We start from the raw sequence: 16,426 nt of genomic DNA on the forward strand, positions 1-16,426 counted from the left end.
GCAGCACACTTGGCCGGTCGCCGCCACGGAGGGGGTCCGTCCGGTGCGGCATGATGAGACCCATGGGGACCGAGGGGGAGAACGTCCGCGTGATCGCGGGCCGTTACCGGCTGGATGCCAGGATCGGCCGGGGCGGCATGGGCGTCGTCTGGCGTGCCACCGACCAACTGCTCGGCCGCCGGGTCGCGGTGAAGGAGCTGGCCCTCGACGACTCGCTCTCGGCGGAGGAGTCCCGGCTCCAGCGCGACCGCACCCTGCGCGAGGCACGGGCCGTCGCCCAGCTCCACCACCCGCACATCATCGTCGTCCACGACGTCGTCGAGGACGACGAACGCCCGTACATCGTCATGGAGTTGATCGACGGCGGCTCGCTCGCCGAACGGATCTCCGCGAACGGGCCGGTCGACGCGCGCGAGGCCGCCCGCATCGGCATCGACCTGCTCCAGGCGCTGCGCCGCGCGCACGACGCGGGCGTCCTGCACCGCGACCTCAAGCCCGCCAACGTCCTCGTCGAGGAGGGCACCGACCGCATCGTGCTCACCGACTTCGGGATCGCCCAGGTCGCGGGCGCGACGACGCTCACGGAGACCGGCGCGTTCGTCGGCTCGCCCGAGTACACCGCGCCCGAACGGATGGCCGGTGCCCGGACCGGCCCCGAGTCCGACCTGTGGTCGCTCGGCGCGCTGCTGTGCACGGTGCTGAGCGGAGCGTCGCCCTTCCGGCGCGACTCGCTCGGCGGCATCCTCCACGCGGTCGTCGTCGACGAGATCCGTCCGCCGGCCCAGGCCGCACCGCTGCTGCCCGTCGTACGAGGGCTGCTGGAGCGCGACCCCGAGCGGCGGCTCGACGCGGCGGAGGCGGAGCGGATGCTGCGCGCCTTCCGGGACACCGGCCGTACGCCGCGGCTGCTGGTCCCGTACACGCCGACGCGGCGGGACGTACCCCATGTGTCCCTGCGCAGATCCGCGCCCGAGGCGTCGGGGACCTCCGCCGCCACCGTGGCCGACACCCCGCCCCGGCAGTCCACGCGCAGCCTCCTCGTCGCCGCGGCGCTGGTCGCCGCGATGGCCGGCGCGGGGGTGTCCGCGGCCGCGCTGCTGATGGGCGGCGGAGACGGCGGACCGGCCTCGTCGAGCGCGCCGGGCACGCCCCGCACACCGGGCACCTCCTCCACCCCGTCCCCGGCGTCCGGCACACCGTCCGCCCCGCCCCGGGGCGCCGGACCCACCGTCACGGTGACCAGCGACCGCACTCCGTCCGCCACCGCCCGCACGGCGCCCTCGGGCTACCGCGTCGCCACGGATCCGAACGGCTTCTCGCTCGCCGTGCCCGACGGCTTCACGCGCGATCCGCAGGGCGAGCGGATCTTCTACATGTCATCGGGGGACGTCTTCCGCATCGGCATCAAGGTGGCCGATCCCGCGACGGGCGGTCCCCTGGGCGTGATGCGGCGGGCGGACGTCGACGGGCCCTCCAGCAATCCCGGCTACCGCGACGGCAGGGTCGCGCGGACGGTGCACGAAGGACACACCGCCGCACTGTGGGAGTTCACCTGGGACGGCTTCACCGCGGCGGAGGGACCACGGCACACCTACGACCTGTGCTGGGAGGAGGGCGGCCGGATGTACGACGTCTGGGTCTCCGCGCCGGTGGGCCGGGTGACGGAGGCCAAGGAGTACTTCGACGTGGCGGTGGACACCTTCGCGGTCTCGTGACGGAGCGATTCCGTAAACGGGAGATAAGGGATGCCCGCGTCACGGCTCTGTGACCGGTGGGCGCAGAGTCTGGATGACGTGGCGCCCGCCGCGATACAGATGGACGCATGAGCGACGACGGGGGAGTCCCTCTCGGGGGAGACGAGCCGACGAGTTTCAGTCTGCAACCACCGAGACCTGGGACGCGGGAGCGGCAGCCGGGGACCGCGGTGCCGGGGCAGCCGCCGGAGGGCCAGGGGCACGTCCGGCAGCCGGAGGTTCCGGTCGCCGTCCCGTTCCCGGGCAATCCCTATGCCACGCCCGACGTCACCGTCCCGGACCGGGCGGGGTCTTCGGCGTCGGCGCCCTCGGGGGAACCGGGGGCGGGCCGGCTCGTCGCCGGACGCTACCGCCTGCTCGCCAAACTGGGGCACGGCGGCATGGGCACGGTGTGGCGGGCCAGGGACGAGACCGTGGACCGCGAGGTCGCCGTCAAGGAACCGCGGGTCCCGGACCACCTTCCCGAGCGTGAACGGGCCAACGCGTACGAGCGGATGCGGCGCGAGGCACGCGCGGCGGCGCGGCTCGACCATCCCGCCGTCGTGAACGTCCACGACGTCGCCGTCGTGGACGGGCAGCCCTGGATCGTCATGGAGCTGGTGCGGGGCCGCTCGCTCGGCGACGCCCTCAGGGAGGGCACCCTCGGCAGCCGCGAGGCCGCGCGCATCGGCCTGGAGGTCCTCGGCGCCCTGGAGGCGGCGCACGCGGCGGGCGTCCTGCACCGTGACGTCAAGCCCGACAACGTGCTCCTCGGGCCGCACGACCGCGTCGTGCTCACCGACTTCGGCATCGCCCGGATCGAGGGCGACACGAACCTGACGGACACCGGCGGCTTCGTCGGCTCGCCCGAGTACATCGCCCCGGAGCGGGTGCTGGGAGTACGCCCCGGGCCCGCCTCCGACCTCTGGTCGCTCGGCGTGGTGCTCTACGCCGCCACCGAGGGCGTCTCACCGTTCCGGCGCAGCAACACGCCCGCCACGCTCCAGTCGGTCCTCAACGCGACACCGGCCGCGCCCGCCTCGGCGGGTTCCCCGCTCACGGAGGCGATCAACGGCCTGCTCGCCAAGGAACCGTCCCACCGTCCCGCGGCGGCCGAGGTCCGGCGCCTCCTGGAGGAGGCCGTACGGCCGCCCGTCCCGGCGCCGACGCAGGTCGCGCGGATCGAGGGCATCGCGGGCCCGGACGGAAACCCGGCGTCCGGTGGCGGGGGCATCCGTATCGGCCGCAAGGCCCTGATCGGCCTCGTGGCATCGGTCGCCGCCATGGTCGTCGCGGCCGCGTCGACGGCGTACGTGGTGATCGCGGACCCGTTCGCCGGTCCCCTGCCGGACGGCTGGAAGAAGCGGCACGTGGCCGACGTCGCCGCGACGCTGGTGGCGCCCGCCGACTACCAGAAGGAGACGCCGGACCGGACGTCGGACCAGGGGCACTGGGTCGGGTACACCGACTGGAGCGGGAGCCTCTGGATCGAACTGCACCTCTACAAGAAGTCCGAAGACACCAACAAGGAGATCAAGGACTCGGCGAGGGCCGAAATGTACGCGGAGGACGGCGGGTTCAAGGCGAGCGGTTCGCCCTACCTGAGTATGCCCCCAGGTCCGAGGACGACCCCGGACGCCAAGGCGACGTACCACGGCAGGGAGTCCGCCGAGAACACGGTGATCTACACGAGCACCGACACACAGCACCCCCGCCCGCGCGAACTCAGGCTCTTCTACTACAAGTCGAAGGCGGGCGACATGTACAAGCTCACGATCAGCTATCCGGGCAAGGGCGACTTCACCGCGCGGGGCCGTGAGGTCGCCGACGCGGTGATCGCGAACCTGGACCTCGACAAACCGTGAGAACCGATCCATCGGTGATCGTCGGACCGACAACCCCCTGATCAGCGCATTTACTGCCAGTGATCACTGGCAGTGTGTGAGCACTCCGTGAAAGGCCATTACCGACGGGTACCCAAAGGGGGCGCGTGGGCATACTCTGCGGCTCATGACGGACTCGCAGGCCGCGGAGCAGGCCACGGACAGCACCGGCGCCGATGAGACGGCCGGTACCGACGCGACGGCCGGCGCGGCCACCGCGACCGCCGCCCTCGGCACCAACCCCCTCGCCCCCGCCCCGGCCGGCGCGCGTACCGCCGCCGATGTCGTCACCCCCGAGCTCGTCGCGCAGCTCACCAAGGGCGTGACCGGTTCAGGGCGGACCGCCAACCACACGCCGTTCACCGGCGAGAAGCTCGCCGACGTGCCCGAGTCCACCCCCGAGGACGTCGAGAAGGCCTTCGAGCGGGCCCGTGCCGCACAGGGCGCGTGGGCGGCCACTCCGGTACGGCGGCGCGCCGCCGTCCTGCTCCGCTTCCACGACCTCGTGCTCGCCCGGCAGGCCGAGGTGCTGGACCTCATCCAGCTGGAGACCGGCAAGGCCCGGCTGCACGCCCACGAAGAGGTCCAGGCCGTCCTGGTCGCCGCGCGGCACTACGGCCTCAAGGCACCTTCCTATCTGCGTCCCAAGCGCCACGCGGGCGCGATGCCCACCCTCACCAAGGTCACCGAGCTGCGTCACCCGCGCGGTGTCGTCGGGCAGATCGCGCCCTGGAACTACCCGCTGGAGCTGTCGGTCGGCGACGCGCTGCCGGCCTTCGTCGCGGGCAACGCGGTCGTCATGAAGCCCGACACCGAGACCTGCCTCACCGCCCTGTGGGCGCGTGACCTGCTCGTCGAGGCCGGGCTGCCCGCCGAGATCTTCCAGGTCGTCATCGGCGACGGGCCGGTCGTCGGACCCGAGGTCGTCAGGCACGCCGACTACGTCTCCTTCACGGGATCGACCCGGACCGGCCGCGAGGTCGCGCAGGGCGCGGCCGCCCGTCTCGTCGGCGTCTCCCTCGAACTCGGCGGCAAGAACGCCATGGTGGTCCTGGAGGATGCCGACCTCGACAAGGCCGCCGCCGGCGCCGTCCGCGCCTGCTTCTCCTCCGCGGGCCAACTCTGCATCTCCATCGAGCGGTTGTACGTCCACGAGTCCATAGCCGACGCGTTCACCGAGCGGTTCGCCGCCCGGACCAGGGCCATACGGCTCGGCACGTCCCTCGCGTACGGCGCGGACATGGGCTCCCTGGTCGGGGAGCGGCAGCTGGAGACCGTGACGCGGCACGTCGAGGAAGCCGTCGCCAAGGGGGCCAGGGTCGTCGCGGGCGGTGTGGCCCGGCCCGACATCGGCCCGTACTTCTACGAGCCCACGATCCTCGACGGAGTCGAGGCCCCGATGGCCGTCTGCGCCGAGGAGACGTTCGGACCCGTCGTCTCCCTCTACCGGTTCACGACCGAGGACGAGGTCGTCGAGCGCGCCAACTCCACCTCGTACGGCCTCAACTCCTCCGTCTGGACGAAGGACGGCCGGCGCGGTCGCGCGATCGCGGCCCGGCTGCGGACCGGCACGGTGAACGTCAACGAGGGGTACGCGCCCGCGTACGGCAGCGTCCAGTCGCCCATGGGCGGCATGAAGGACTCGGGCCTCGGCCGCCGGCACGGCTCCGAGGGCATCCTCAAGTACACCGAGGCGCAGACCGTCGCCCACCAGAGACTGCTGCCGATGGCGCCGTCCCTGGGCATGGACGACGAGAAGTACGCGGCGTTCATGAGCCGGAGCCTGAAGCTGATGAAGGCGATCCGCCTGCGGTAGGGGCCGGCGCCCTTCGCGGGTCCTCGCCAACGGTCCACGGTTCTCAAACAGTTCTCAAACGGTCTCGACGAGGAGAGCGGCACGTGTCACAGGAGAGCTCTGTCCAGGAACAGCCGGACGAGGGAACGTACGACTACGACGTCGTCGTCGTCGGCTCCGGCTTCGGCGGCTCCGTCACCGCCCTGCGGCTGACGGAGAAGGGGTACCGCGTGGGTGTCCTCGAAGCCGGCCGGCGCTTCACCCGCGACACGCTCCCCAAGAACTCCTGGGACATCAGGAACTACCTCTGGGCCCCGCGGCTCGGCATGTACGGAATCCAGCGCATCCATCTGCTGGGCAATGTGATGGTGCTGGCGGGCGCGGGCGTGGGCGGCGGTTCGCTCAACTACGCCAACACCCTCTACGTACCGCCGAAGCCGTTCTTCGAGGACCCGCAGTGGAAGGACATCACCGACTGGGAGGAGGAGCTGAAGCCGTACTACGACCAGGCCCGGCGCATGCTGGGTGTGCGGCTCAACCCGACCATGACCCCGTCGGACGTCCACCTCAAGGCCGCCGCGGAGCGGATGGGGGTCGGCGACACCTTCCACATGGCGCCGGTCGGCGTCTTCTTCGGCGACGGACAGGACGCGGACGGCTCCGCCGGTGCCAAGCCCGGCGAGGAGGTCGCCGACCCGTACTTCGGGGGCGTCGGGCCCTCGCGCAAGGCCTGCACCGAATGCGGCGAGTGCATGACCGGCTGCCGCCACGGCGCCAAGAACACCCTCAACGAGAACTATCTCCACCTCGCCGAGAAGGCGGGTGCCGTCGTCCATCCCATGACGACCGTCGTGTCCGTCACCGACGACTCGCGGGGCGGCTACGCCGTCCAGACCCTCCCGACGGACGACCGGCGCAAGGGCCGGGGGCGGACGTTCACCGCGCGCCGGGTCGTGCTCGCGGCCGGCACCTACGGCACCCAGACGCTGCTGCACCGCATGAAGGCCGGCGGTCAGCTCCCGTACCTGTCGAAGAGGCTGGGCGAGCTGACCCGCACCAACTCCGAGGCCCTGGTGGGCGCGCAGACTGACGACCGCCGCTACCGCAAGGCGCACGGGACACCCAGGGCCGACTTCACCCAGGGTGTGGCCATCACGTCCTCGATCCACCCGGACGAGAACACCCACATCGAACCCGTGCGCTACGGCAAGGGCTCCAACGCCATGGGCGGCATGTCCATCCTCCAAGTCCCCTACGCCGAGGGCTCGTCGAGGGTGGCCGGGTGGCTCGTCAACGCGGCCCGGCATCCGCTGCTGACGCTCCGGTCGCTCTCCAACCGCCGCTGGTCCGAACACACCATCATCGGGCTGGTGATGCAGTCGCTCGACAACTCCCTGACGACGTATCTCAAGCCCAAGGGCGCGGGCAAGGGGCTGTTGACGGCACGCCAGGGACACGGCGCGCCCAACCCCAAGCAGATCGAGGCCGCTTCGCGCGCCGCCTCCGTCCTCGCCGAGGAGATCAACGGCTTCCCGGGCAGCAACGTCGGCGAGCTGATGGGCACCCCGCTGACCGCGCACTTCCTCGGCGGCTGTCCGATCGGCGCCGGTGCCGAGGAGGGTGTCATCGATCCCTACCACCGGCTCTACGGCCACCCCGGCATCTCCGTGGTCGACGGCGCCGCCGTCTCCGCGAACCTCGGTGTCAACCCGTCGCTCACCATCACCGCGCAGGCCGAGCGGGCCATGTCGTTCTGGCCCAACAAGGGCGAGGCCGATCCGCGTCCGGCGCCGGGAGCCTCGTACGAGCGTCTCAAGGCGGTGGAGCCGGGGCGTCCCGTCGTTCCCGCGGACGCGTTCGGCGCGCTGCGGCTGCCGTTCCTGGGCATCCCGGCGATGCCGCCGAAGCCGAAGCCGTAGTCCGGGGCCCGGCCCCGTGAGCCGGGACCCGGCCGCCGACCCGTACAGCGAAGAGAAGGACCTGCGCCCCCCTCCGAGCGCAGGTCCTTCTCTTCGTATGTGACCGACGACCGCGTCAGTCGTGCCGTGCCGTGGTGTTACGCGCTCGCGCCGGCCTTGCGGCGACGGACGACGACCAGCGCACCGGCACCGGCGACGACGGCGATACCGCCGGCGAGGCCGATCATCGGCAGCGCGGAGCTGGAGCCTGTCTCGGCGAGGCTGCCGTCGACCGAAGGCGTGTTGCTCTTGTCGGCCGGCTTGTCCGAGACCGGAACCTTGCCGCCGCCCTGCGGCTTGGTGCCGTCGGTGTCCGTGCCGGCCGCGACGATCTGGAACTTGTAGGCGACCTCGCCGTAGCCGACGCACTCCGAGTCGGCGTCACCGTAGATGCTGGCGCCGAGGGAGAAGCCGGCGCCGACCGGGGCGCTGGACTTCACGTTGATGCGGAGCGGGATGTCGACCTCGTAGTCGGGCTTGAGCTCGTCGGTGTAGCCGACGAAGCCGACCGCGTCACCCTCGGAGTCGACGTTCTCCCAGACCTTGTCGTCCGGGTTGTACGCCTGGAGCTGGACCTGCTTGCTCTTGAACATGTCCTCGCCGTTCTTGTCGGGCGACGCGCCCGCGAAGAAGCCGAGGTCAGTCAGGGTGGAGTCGGAGTTGTTCAGGACGTCCAGGGAGAACTTGTGCCATCCGCTGCCCGCCGCGATCTTGCCGGGCAGGCCGTTGATGGAGACCTGGACCTTGGAGTCCGAGCAGTCGGAGGGCTCGGGCTCGGGGGACTCCTCCGGGTCGGACTCCGACGCGGAGACGCTCGGCGCGGGCGCCGACGCCGAGGTGGAGGTGCTCGGCGCGGGCGCCGACGCGGAAGTGGAGGAGGAAGCGGCGGACGCGGAGGCCGACGCCGGGTCCGTCGGCCCGGCCGACGCGCTCTGGCTCGGTGACGCCGACTCGGTTGTCGACTCGGACACGCTCGGGCTCGGGGACGGGCTTTCTTCCGCGAACGCGGCCGGCGCGACCGACAGCAACGCGAGCGGTGCTATGACAGCCGTCGCGGCCGCAGTGGCCATGGCACGGCGAAGCTTCATGAAGACCTCGGTGATCCTGTGCGCCGTGAACTCGCGGCGCGAATATGGAGTTTGTGGATGGTCCTCCGCGTGTGAACACGGATGTGACCGTTGGTTCTGCAGGTGAGACCGGCCGGGTCCGGGAATGGTTGTCCTGTACCTCACGGAATTCTTATGTGGGCTGGGTCACATCGGCGTGCGGCTCGCGCCCGTCCGTTTCGAGACGCCTGGAGAGGCAACCGTCCGCCCGGGCGCGCAGGGTGACGGAGCGGCAGGTTTCCCGCACTGACGTCTCCGCGCTCCGGCGTCCGCGCCCCGGGCACGGCGAAGGGCCCCGCGGACACGTGTCCGCGGGGCCCTTCTTCACGGCAGCACCGGCGTCAGGGAGGCACCGGTGCCTCGAAGCGGCGTCGGGGGTCGCGCCGCCGCTCGACGGGAGTGGCCGCCGGTCCGCGCTGCGGCGCACGAGGGCGCGCACGTGACGACGGTCTGAACAGGTTCCGTCGGACGGCCCCGGGCGTCCCCGGGGCCGACCGTTCTCTTGAGTGACCGGGCTGCTGTCCCCTGCCGTCCGGTCACACGACCTGGAGCGAGGTCCCACGACGCACGGCACGATCCGTGCGTCTCATCGCTCCAGTGAAGCCACGCGTGGTTCTTTCGGGCCCGCCCCTGGCTGACACGGACACCAGAAGAAACGAAGTCCGCGGTACCCCGGATACGCGCCGTACGGGTGAGAGGGAATGCGTACGTGCGTACGCCGGGTGCGGGTCTCAGATCCGGCCGCGGCACAGTTCGAGCAGGGTCATGGCCAGCGAGGTGCCCGGCTTGCCGAGCGCGTCCCGGTAGTGGCCGAGGACCTCCATCTCGCGGGAGAGGTTCACCCGGCGGCCGCCGGACGTGATCCGGGCCTCCTGGATCACGGCCGATACGGCCATCCGTTCCTGCACGAGACCGATGATCCGGTCGTCCAGGGCATCGATGCGCTCACGGGCACCGGTGATCACATCGGCGGCCGCGTCGGTGCGGGCGCCGGTCTTGTCGAGTACGTCGGCCATGGTGGGGCTCCTCGGTGGAAGGGGTGCCCCGGAGCGGCAGGGCCCGGAAACGGCAGACGCCCCGGGCCTTGTCGGCCCGGGGCGCCTGGGAAGTCGCTTGTCAGTTGCTCAAGCAGCACGACCATGGCAGCCGGTGGGCCGGTTGCCATAGGTAAACAGGAAGGTCGTCTGCGTGAGCATGACGGCAGTATGCACGCCCGCGGCGGCGCCGGCCAAGACGGCTCGGATGGTGAGACCCGGCGTCCGAAACCGGCGTCCGAAACCCCGCGGGCGCGGGGCGCCGCGGCCCCCGAAACCCCGCGGGCGCCGGGCCCGCCGCGGCCCCCGGTAGAATCGGCCGTACACACCCTTTTGCTCACCGCCGGAAGGCAGACCGTGCCAGAAGCGTCCCCCGCCGCCCCCGACACCGTCCTGGTCGTCGACTTCGGTGCGCAGTACGCCCAGCTCATCGCCCGTCGCGTCCGTGAGGCCCGGGTCTACAGCGAGATCGTGCCGAGCACCATGCCGGTCCAGGAGATGCTCGCCAAGAACCCGGCCGCGATCATCCTCTCCGGCGGCCCCTCGTCGGTGTACGCGGAGGGCGCCCCGCGCCTGGACCGCGAGCTCTTCGAGGCGGGCGTCCCCGTCTTCGGCATGTGCTACGGCTTCCAGCTGATGGCGACCACCCTCGGCGGCACGGTCGACAACACCGGCGCCCGCGAGTACGGCCGTACGCCGCTGCACGTCTCGAAGTCCGGCTCCACCCTGTTCGAAGGCACCCCGGACGAGCAGCCGGTGTGGATGTCGCACGGCGACGCCTGCTCCGCCGCCCCCGAGGGCTTCACCGTCACGGCCTCCACGGACGTGGTCCCGGTCGCCGCCTTCGAGAACGACGAGAAGAAGCTCTACGGCGTCCAGTACCACCCCGAGGTCATGCACTCCACGCACGGCCAGCAGGTCCTGGAGCACTTCCTGTACCGCGGCGCGGGCATCACCCCGACCTGGACCACCGGCAACGTCATCGACGAGCAGGTCGCCCTCATCCGCGAGCAGGTCGGCACCAAGCGCGCGATCTGCGGTCTGTCCGGCGGAGTGGACTCCGCGGTCGCCGCGGCCCTCGTCCAGAAGGCCATCGGCTCCCAGCTCACCTGTGTGTACGTCGACCACGGTCTGATGCGCCAGGGCGAGACCGAGCAGGTCGAGAAGGACTTCGTCGCCGCGACCGGCGTCCAGCTCAAGGTCGTGGACGCGGAGGAGCGCTTCCTCACCGCGCTCAAGGGCGTCTCGGACCCCGAGGAGAAGCGGAAGATCATCGGGCGCGAGTTCATCCGCGTCTTCGAGCAGGCCCAGGCGGAGATCATCGCCGAGGCAGCCGAGGGCGAGGACGTCGCGTTCCTGGTCCAGGGCACGCTCTACCCGGACGTGGTCGAGTCCGGCGGCGGCACCGGCACCGCCAACATCAAGTCCCACCACAACGTGGGCGGTCTCCCCGAGGACCTGGAGTTCCAGCTCGTCGAGCCGCTGCGCCAGCTGTTCAAGGACGAGGTCCGGATGGTCGGACAGGAACTCGGCCTGCCGGACGAGATCGTCCAGCGCCAGCCGTTCCCCGGCCCCGGCCTCGGCATCCGGATCGTCGGCGAGGTGACCAAGGAGCGTCTCGACCTGCTCCGTGCCGCCGACGCCATCGCCCGCGAGGAGCTGACCGCCGCCGGTCTCGACCGTGAGATCTGGCAGTGCCCGGTCGTCCTGCTCGCCGACGTGCGCAGCGTGGGCGTCCAGGGCGACGGCCGCACGTACGGCCACCCGATCGTCCTGCGTCCGGTGTCCAGCGAGGACGCCATGACGGCCGACTGGTCGCGGCTGCCGTACGACGTCCTGGCGAAGATCTCGACCCGGATCACGAACGAGGTCGCGGACGTCAACCGCGTCGTGCTCGACGTGACGAGCAAGCCCCCGGGCACCATCGAGTGGGAGTAGTCCCCTCCCGGGGAGTCCCCAGGGGGAGTGACCCTTCCCCTCAGGTCCGCTTGAGCGTGCGCACCGGCGCGCCGGGCTTCCAGACCTGGACGACCAGATAGGTGTCGTCCTCGACACAGGTCCGTGTGACCTCCGTCAGCTCGGTGCGGAAGAGGTGGAACGGCTCCGGCGGTTCCACCTCTTTCACGTACGCGGCCTTGGCGGGGACGCCGTCGCCCACCTCGACCGCCCGCCCGCTGATCCGTACGTCGCCGCCGCCCATGCCGGTACCGGCCCCGGGGTTGGCCTGGAGCGCGAAGCGCGGGTCGCGGCGCAGGTCGAGCGCCTTGAGGGAGTCCGGCATCATGCCGAGCCACAGCTCGCCGTCCAGGAAGCGCACTTCGATGCCGGAGGTGCGGGGCGAGCCGTCCTTGCGGAGGGTCGCGAGGACGTGGTGGGTGAAGGCGCCGAAGCGCTGTTCGACGGTGTTGGCGAGGTCCGGTTCGGCGGTGGAGAGTGCTGCCCAGTTCATGCGGCGAGTCTGCCGCGTATACCCGACGTCTCCTGTCGGGTATCGCCTGTGTCCCTCGGCGTTCCACATTTTTCTCTCACGGAACACCCCTGTTCTCCTGCGCTGACCCCGGGTAACTTCCGCTCGTACCGAACACGCCAGTGCTGGAGGACATATGCACGGGCCCACTCCGCCGCTGCCCCGCCCCACCGACCAGCTCCGCTTCGCCATGCCGCCGATGCACGAGTCGACGGACGACGAACGGCGGCACCGCAAGGAGCGGCTGGCCGGCGCGCTGCGGCTGTTCGGACGGCTCGGCTTCGAGGACGGCGTCTCGGGACACATCACGGCACGCGACCCGGAGTACAGCGACTGCTTCTGGGTCAATCCGTTCGGCATGCCGTTCAAGCACGTCACCGTCGGCGACCTGGTCATGGTCAACGGGGAGGGCCAGGTGATCGAGGGCCGCTACCACGTGAACCAGGCCGCGTTCACCGTGCACTCCCAGGTCCACGCGGCCCGCCCCGACGTCGTCGCCGTCGCCCACTGCCACTCCGTGCACGGCCGTGCCCTGTCCGCCCTCGGCGACCTGCTCGACCCGATCACCCAGGAGAGCTGTGCCTTCTACGAGGACCACGCTCTGTACGACGCCTACACCGGGGTCAATGTCGACGCCGAGGAAGGCCGCAGGATCGCGTCCGCTCTGGGCAGCCGCAAGGCGCTGGTGCTGCGCAACCACGGGCTGCTGACCGTCGGGGACTCGGTGGACGCGGCGGCCTGGTGGTTCCTGTCCATGGAGCGGTCGAGCCAGGTCCAGCTCACCGCGAAGGCCGCGGGCCGGCCCTTCCTCATCGACCACAAGCAGGCGGTCGCCACCCGCGAACAGCTCGGCGGCGATCTGGTGGCGTGGATCAACTACCAGCCGCTGTGGCAGGACATCAGCCGCAGCGAACCCGACCTTCTCAGCTAGCGAGGCCCTGGAGTGGGAGCCCTGGGGTGGGCGGCCCTGGAGGTCAGGGCTGGAAACCCCGCAGGACGGCCGCCTTCGTCAGGGCGAACTCCTCGTCCGTCAGGACGCCGTCGCGGTGCAGTTCGCCCAACTCCCGCAGCCGGCGCAGCAGTACGTCGTGATGGCCGGACTGCGCCGGTACCACCGAGGCCACCGGCACCACCGGCGCCGGCCGGGGCCGCTCCGCGTACGCTCCCGTGCGGGTGGAGGGATGCGGCAGCCGGGCCGTGACCGCGGTGGCGACCAGCGCGGTGAGCAGGTCGCGGCGGGTGCTGCCCCACAGGTCGAGGGCGTACGGGTCCTTCTCGGGCGGCAGTTCGCAGAGGGCCGCCTCGCCCGTCACGAAACGCAGGAAACCGTCCCCGTAACCGGAGTTGGGCAGCCATTCGACCCGGACGAGGTCGCCCAGGTCGATGATCCGGGGCCCTGTCGCCCGCTTGACCCGGTCCGAGGTGTCCGCCCAGTCGATGCGTACCCGCGTCCCGTCGAAGGAGACCGTGCCGTCGCTGGACCGGACGGACACCGGGACGGGCGGCCCCGCGAGCAGGTACGTCGTCGCCGGTTCCTTGGGGACCTGGTCCAGGAGCAGCGCGCGGCGGATCTCCTCGGCCACGTACGCGGCCACACCGGAACGGTCCCTGCCGACCGACAGGTTGTAGGGGTCCGCCGCCTCGGGCAGCCGGCCCCCGGTCGCCTGGAGCAGCGGGTCGGCGCCCTCGCGAAGGCGCAACCGAAGGCGGCCGCGCTTGCGTTCGGGTTCGTGGACGACACCCGACACCGCCTCCAGAGGAACGGCGATCTCCCCGTACGTCTGCCGGAACAGCGGTACGGTTCGGTGCAGTCCCGGCGTGATCCTGACCGTGCTGCCGTCGAAGGCCCAGGTTCCGTCGCGCTGGATGATCTCGGCCATGGACGAATTCTCGCAGTCGGGTCAACAAGGGGTCGCTGGTTTCGCCCGCGCTGAGCCGACCTGACGCGTGCGTGCGGTGTTCCGTACGGCACAATTCGCTGTCGTCACAAGAGAGTTGCCGGGGCGGGCGGGCGGCAGCCGGGCGTTCGTGACATACCGGCTGTACGGAGTTTTTTCTGGCGCGGGAAGGCGGCAGTGAGCGTGGCGGTGCAGGAGGCGAGACACGGTGCGGGGCACGGTGCCGGGCCGGGGTCGGGATCGGGCACCGTGCGCAGCGGTGGCCCCGGTGGCGGTCCGGGCGCGGAGCAGGGCGGGGGACAGGGGGGCCACGAGGGCGGCTGCACGTGCGGGGACTGCCCGCACGGGGCGCGTACGGGGCACCGGCGGGCCGTCGCCGCGTTCCTCGCCAAGCGCGACGCGCTGGCGGCCGGGCAGGGGCTGCCCGCCGGTGTCGCGCACTCCGCCTCGGCGTCCCGGCAGTGGGTGTCCGACGAGCTCACCCAGTCCGCGGACCTCGTCGCCGAACGCGGCCGCCTCGAGGGCGAGGCATGGCTGGGCCGGCTGTGGCGGTACACCGCGTCCACCGTCTGGTCCTCCGTCGTCGTCCTCCTGCTCGTGCAGGCGCTCACCGCGATCGGAGCAGGCTGGACGGCGGCGCGGACGGCGGGGCTGCTCGCCGCGGTCGTGCTGGCCGGACTCCTGACCGGGGCGGCCTGGCTGCACCGGACGCGGGGCGGGGCTCTCGCGCCGGTCATCGGCGAGGACAACCGGCTCTCCACCTCCCGCGCGGTGGCCGCAGGCTGGGTGCTGCTCGTGGTGTACGCGGTGCTCGTGCTGGTGGGGCAGCTCGCGGCGGCCTCCGCGCACGGCCGCCGGGACGAACTCATCGCCGGGCTCGAACTCGCCCGGGCCGCCGGTGTCGTGACCGTCGTCGCGGTGGTCTGCGGGGTCGCCGTGCTGGTGCGGCGGGTGGTCGGGCTGAGGGTGCTCGGGCAGCGGCTGCAGAAGGTCCGCGCGGACCGGCCGCGGGCCGCGGACCTGCTGACCGACGACTCCGGGCGGGGCGGTTTCGCCGACATCCAGTACGTCGTGATCAGCGGGGTCGCTCTCGTCTTCGCGGCGGTGCGGCTGGCTCGGCGGCCGTCGCAGCTGCCCGATCTGCCGTGGGGGCTGGCCCTGTTGGTGCTGGTGTCGGCCGCGACCTATATCGCCGGGAAGTACGCCGAGGGCGGGCGGCCGGTGATCCTCTCCGTGGTCCGGTCCCGTGAGGCGGGCGATCTGGACGCTCCCATTCGCACCGGGGACGACATCGAGATCCGGGGCGCCGGGTTCGTGCCGCCCGGGGCTCAGACCGCGGACCGGCTGTCACGGATGGTCGTGCGGATCGGGGCGGTGCATGTGCATGTGCCGTTGGTCCCGGTGTCCGGGGGGTTCAGCAATCCCACGGACGCCGTGCTGACGGTGCCTGTGCCGGTGGATGTGGAACCGGGGCGGGTGGAGGTGCAGGTGGTCACCGCGGCGGGGGTGGAGACGAACCGGTACGAGATCGACGTGACCGACTGAGGGGTCGCTTGCGCTGGCGTTTGCGGGTGTCGGTGCCGGGTTCTGCCGGTGGGGGTCGGGGCCGTGCCGGTGCATCAGCCCGTCGCCGTTGGATGAGGCGTGGCCGTCGGTGGCGACGGGCATCGATGTACCGGCACGGCCCCTTCCGTGCGTGGCCGGCTGCGGGTGCGTCGTGGTGGCCGGTCCGGGTTTCAGCCCCGGTCGGGGAAGTTTCAGCCCCTCCGGCGTTTGAGGAGCGGGGTCTGGGGCGGAGCCCCAGGTATGGGACGGGTAGGGGCGGAGGGGGCGAAAGGCGCCTGTGGCTGTGCCGGGGCATTTCGAGAGGTAGGGGCCGGAAAAGGTTCCGTCGGCTGAGTCGGGGAACCGATTCGTACGTATGGTCTCTTGAGTGGCCAACGGCACGCGGGTGAGAGGTGGCGGAGAGCGATGACTCACGGTATGCGGACGGATACTCACACCCGGTATCCGGGGGAGCGGCGGGACTGGCGGGAGACCGCGACCCACTACGCCCTGCTGCCACTGCGGATCTTCCTGGGCGTCACCTTCATCTACGCGGGCCTCGACAAACTGACGGACAGCGCCTTCATGAAGGCCTCCGGATCGGGCTCGATCGGCGACATGATGCGCACGGTGCGTGACTCCTCCGCCATACCGGCCCTCGTCGACCTGTCCCTGAAGAACCCCGTCGGCTTCGGCTACGCCATCGCGTTCGGTGAGCTGGCCGTCGGCATAGGCACCCTGATCGGCTTGCTGGCCCGCCTCGCCGCGTTCGGCGGCGCGCTCATCTCGCTCAGCCTGTGGCTGACCGTGAGCTGGGCCTCCGACCCGTACTACTTCGGCAACGACCTCCCGTACCTGTTCTGCTGGACACCCCTCGTCCTGGCCGGCGCGTCCTACTGGTCACTGGACGCCGTGATCAGGCGCCGACGCCGGCCACAGTCCGGCTACTGAGGCCCGGCGACGGTCCGACCACCGGGTGCGGGCGGGAACACGTCGCTCCCGGTGGT

At 71.4% G+C, this 16,426-nt stretch carries 12 protein-coding genes; 8 read left to right on the forward strand and 4 right to left on the reverse strand.

The window, feature by feature from the left end:
• Nucleotides 1–62 precede the first annotated feature (62 nt).
• The 4 genes from OG485_RS26200 (at nucleotide 63) to OG485_RS26215 (ending at nucleotide 7,330) form a co-directional block, all read left to right on the forward strand.
• Nucleotides 63–1,715 carry a serine/threonine-protein kinase gene (locus OG485_RS26200; RefSeq protein WP_328670983.1) on the forward strand — a complete coding sequence of 551 codons (1,653 nt, stop codon included), beginning with the start codon at nucleotides 63–65 and terminating at the stop codon, nucleotides 1,713–1,715.
• A gap of 107 nt (nucleotides 1,716–1,822) precedes the next feature.
• Nucleotides 1,823–3,598 (forward strand): serine/threonine-protein kinase, encoded by a 1,776-nt coding sequence (locus tag OG485_RS26205; RefSeq protein WP_328670984.1) that lies wholly within the window; start codon nucleotides 1,823–1,825, stop codon nucleotides 3,596–3,598.
• A 145-nt stretch (nucleotides 3,599–3,743) separates the two neighbouring features.
• Complete coding sequence (locus OG485_RS26210; RefSeq protein ID WP_328670985.1) at nucleotides 3,744–5,432, forward strand: succinic semialdehyde dehydrogenase; 1,689 nt, start codon at nucleotides 3,744–3,746, stop codon at nucleotides 5,430–5,432.
• Between the two features lie 83 nt (nucleotides 5,433–5,515).
• Nucleotides 5,516–7,330 (forward strand): GMC family oxidoreductase, encoded by a 1,815-nt coding sequence (locus tag OG485_RS26215; protein WP_328670986.1) that lies wholly within the window; start codon nucleotides 5,516–5,518, stop codon nucleotides 7,328–7,330.
• A gap of 137 nt (nucleotides 7,331–7,467) precedes the next feature.
• Here the strand turns inward: OG485_RS26215 and OG485_RS26220 are convergent, their stop codons facing one another.
• Entirely contained in the window at nucleotides 7,468–8,457 is a 990-nt protein-coding gene (locus tag OG485_RS26220; RefSeq protein ID WP_328670987.1) for an LAETG motif-containing sortase-dependent surface protein, read from the reverse strand.
• 749 nt (nucleotides 8,458–9,206) lie between these two features.
• On the reverse strand, nucleotides 9,207–9,491 hold the full coding sequence (locus OG485_RS26225; protein WP_328670988.1) for a chorismate mutase: 285 nt from the start codon (nucleotides 9,489–9,491) through the stop codon (nucleotides 9,207–9,209).
• A gap of 375 nt (nucleotides 9,492–9,866) precedes the next feature.
• Here OG485_RS26225 and guaA point away from each other — a divergent pair, with 375 nt between their 5' ends.
• Entirely contained in the window at nucleotides 9,867–11,447 is a 1,581-nt protein-coding gene (gene guaA, locus OG485_RS26230) for a glutamine-hydrolyzing GMP synthase (RefSeq protein ID WP_328670989.1), read from the forward strand.
• Nucleotides 11,448–11,487: 40 nt separating this feature from the next.
• On the opposite strand, the gene OG485_RS26235 is transcribed toward guaA, so the two are convergent.
• Nucleotides 11,488–11,958, reverse strand: coding sequence for a pyridoxamine 5'-phosphate oxidase family protein (locus tag OG485_RS26235; RefSeq protein ID WP_328670990.1), 471 nt, complete (start codon nucleotides 11,956–11,958; stop codon nucleotides 11,488–11,490).
• 154 nt (nucleotides 11,959–12,112) lie between these two features.
• Between OG485_RS26235 and OG485_RS26240 the strand changes: the two genes are divergently transcribed.
• Nucleotides 12,113–12,907 (forward strand): class II aldolase/adducin family protein, encoded by a 795-nt coding sequence (locus tag OG485_RS26240; RefSeq protein ID WP_328670991.1) that lies wholly within the window; start codon nucleotides 12,113–12,115, stop codon nucleotides 12,905–12,907.
• Between the two features lie 43 nt (nucleotides 12,908–12,950).
• Here OG485_RS26240 and OG485_RS26245 read toward each other — a convergent pair whose 3' ends face one another.
• Nucleotides 12,951–13,856 carry a DUF4429 domain-containing protein gene (locus OG485_RS26245; RefSeq protein WP_328670992.1) on the reverse strand — a complete coding sequence of 302 codons (906 nt, stop codon included), beginning with the start codon at nucleotides 13,854–13,856 and terminating at the stop codon, nucleotides 12,951–12,953.
• Between the two features lie 267 nt (nucleotides 13,857–14,123).
• Here OG485_RS26245 and OG485_RS26250 point away from each other — a divergent pair, with 267 nt between their 5' ends.
• A complete protein-coding gene (locus OG485_RS26250) occupies nucleotides 14,124–15,419 on the forward strand; it encodes a hypothetical protein (RefSeq protein WP_328670993.1) in 1,296 nt (431 codons plus the stop codon).
• Between the two features lie 426 nt (nucleotides 15,420–15,845).
• Nucleotides 15,846–16,370 carry a DoxX family protein gene (locus OG485_RS26255; RefSeq protein WP_328670994.1) on the forward strand — a complete coding sequence of 175 codons (525 nt, stop codon included), beginning with the start codon at nucleotides 15,846–15,848 and terminating at the stop codon, nucleotides 16,368–16,370.
• The last annotated feature ends 56 nt before the right edge of the window (nucleotides 16,371–16,426 follow it).

The organism is Streptomyces sp. NBC_00328, from assembly GCF_036139655.1.
Lineage (GTDB): Bacteria > Actinomycetota > Actinomycetes > Streptomycetales > Streptomycetaceae > Streptomyces.